This window comes from Xanthovirga aplysinae (genome assembly GCF_009711365.1).
In the GTDB taxonomy this organism is placed as follows: domain Bacteria; phylum Bacteroidota; class Bacteroidia; order Cytophagales; family Cyclobacteriaceae; genus Xanthovirga; species Xanthovirga aplysinae.
This window is the reverse complement of sequence record NZ_SMMB01000531.1, coordinates 1-2,148: the sequence shown is the minus strand read 5'-3', so window position 1 is coordinate 2,148 and position 2,148 is coordinate 1. Positions and strand designations below refer to the sequence as shown.

Here is a 2,148-nt window from a genome sequence, read left to right as displayed (position 1 = left end):
TTGGTATGATGAGAGAGGACTTTCTGATATTGCCTTTACGTGGCATATGGACCGGGCATCAAATTGCGGCCTAAAGCTCAGAAAAGGCTGGAAAAAATCACTAACTCAAAACCCCCTGGCGCCACTTCATAACTCTAGGACAGGCTTATGGCGACTTTGGCCTGCGGTAGAACGATCAATTCCACCGGGGGCTAAGTTGCACCAGAGTGTAATGGACAGAATAAATGGTTTGCCAAACTACCGGCCTGATCTTCCTTCTTGCTGCTTCATTGTGAGCAACGAGAATTACGCAGCAAGTGCTTAGAGGGTGTCTAAAAACATTTAAAAGACGAGCTTTTATATTTAAATTTACCTTAAATAAGTTTTTTTGCCTAATTCATGGAGTAATTTCAGTGCGCCTTCATGTTCCTTATCCAGGGCATTAATTTTTTTAGCATAGCTTAAAGCTTTTGCACAATCATTTAGCTGGTAAAAGCAACGAGCGAGATGATAAAGAACATTGATTGATTGATCATAGTTTTTTCTCATAGAATACTGAAAATAGCTAACGGATTGTTTATACGCTCCTAATTGGTACAAAAGTCTGGCGATCTGATAAGCCAGGTCATTTCGTTCTCCTATGGGGTAATACATATCCCAAATTCGATCCGTCATTTCAATAAAACTTTGAGCATCCTCTTTTCTGATTTTTTCCTTTGAGAGAATCTTCATGATCCGTGAAAACATTTGTCCAAACAAACGGGCATCATAGCCACTACATCGTAAAGCTGCCATGATATTAGGAAGACTCATGGAAGAGAAATTTCTTTCCAGGGTCTTTTTAATACTGAAATAATCATCGGGTCCATAGTCATTTACTAAATATTCGTAAGCGACCTTGGTTTCTATAAATTGCGCTGGATTGGGTAAAAACAATAGGCAGCCTAGGTTAATGCTGTTCACAGAATGCCCGGGAAAAAGGGCCAGGCCTCCTCTGTTTTCGCAGTATTTTTTTATGGCATGATAATTTACCGTCAATGAAAAACATCCATGATGATGAACCAGGAGAGGGGCCTTTCTTCCCTTTAAGGAGGCTTCTCTATGATATCCTTTATCGGCGGTTATTAACAGAAGACCCTTTTTAGACAATCGCTGCAATTGATGGAGACACCTAATCCCGATGTAAGGGAACAATACATGTGTATTGGAAAACTTATCCAAATAGTCGGAAAGCAGCTCATTTAAATAAGTTTCTTTGTAAGGCGGTTTAAAAAGGGGAGAATAACTATAATTGACTTGCAGCTTTTCTAAGTTAGTAGCTTTATGGCCGTCTGCTGTACGTTTATCCTTTTCTTTTAAGCTGATTAAACCTTGGTACAATTTTCCATTTTTTATATAAAAGAGTTCCTGGGGAATAGAATCAAAGAAATAATTGCCAACAGCAATTAAAGGTTGTTCCAAGGACCTCTCCTTAATGCTTATATTGGCGTGTTGTAGCTGAATTTCTTTGGATTGCGTACAATCGAATAAAGCAAAATCCAGGCATCCTTTTTCTACATAAGGTTTTAAGTGGGGGTGGTTTTTTAAAAAGGAAATATTTGATTCGGCAAAATCACTCAAAATATAGCAAAAAGCAGGGATTTGATCAGAAAAGGGTGTATACAGCTTTTCAAAATGTTTAAAAAAATGATAACAAAGCCGTCCGTGCCCGGCTCCTAATTCCAATAAATAAACCGTTTCTTTAGTTTTTCCCTCCTGACTCAAATCTTTTAAAAAAGCCAAAACCAATTGAGCATAGGTTTTACCCATTACCGAATTGCTTGTAACGTAGTGAGGGACCTCTCCTTTCCTCCAGGCATTTACACCGGATCGGCTATAATATTTTCTTTGAAAATCCCAAATTATACTCTCAGAAAAGGGTTTTTTCTCTGATATGCGCATGGCTGTTCGTCTAAACTTTTTTCGTCCGTACCCTCCTGCTATGCACTCAACAAGTGCCTTATTTAGCCTTCCAAAATTCTCTTTTCACCTAAAAACAAAAAATTTAGAGGTTTGTTACAAATGAGCATCAATAGTGTGTAAAAAAGTTGAGCATCATATTGGGGCTCTGAAATACTTCTTCTGTAATTATAACCTGGAATTACAAGGTGCACTTTTGTAACACTACCC

The 2,148-nt window shown here is 38.2% G+C and carries 2 protein-coding genes; one reads left to right on the top strand and one right to left on the bottom strand.

Translation table 11 applies throughout. From position 1 onward, the window contains the following. Positions 1-304 (top strand): hypothetical protein (locus tag E1171_RS23525; protein ID WP_425509600.1); only part of this gene is annotated, 304 nt, incomplete at its 5' end. Between the two features lie 44 nt (positions 305-348). Here the strand turns inward: E1171_RS23525 and E1171_RS02405 are convergent. Further along, on the bottom strand, positions 349-1,920 hold the full coding sequence (locus E1171_RS02405) for a tetratricopeptide repeat protein (RefSeq protein ID WP_155203719.1): 1,572 nt from the start codon (positions 1,918-1,920) through the stop codon (positions 349-351). Positions 1,921-2,148: the final 228 nt, after the last annotated feature.

Bases quoted from the DNA above. Each gene is read 5' to 3' on its own strand.
- E1171_RS02405 (WP_155203719.1), bottom strand. From the start codon at position 1,920: ATGCGCATATCAGAGAAAAAACCCTTTTCTGAGAGTATAATTTGGGAT.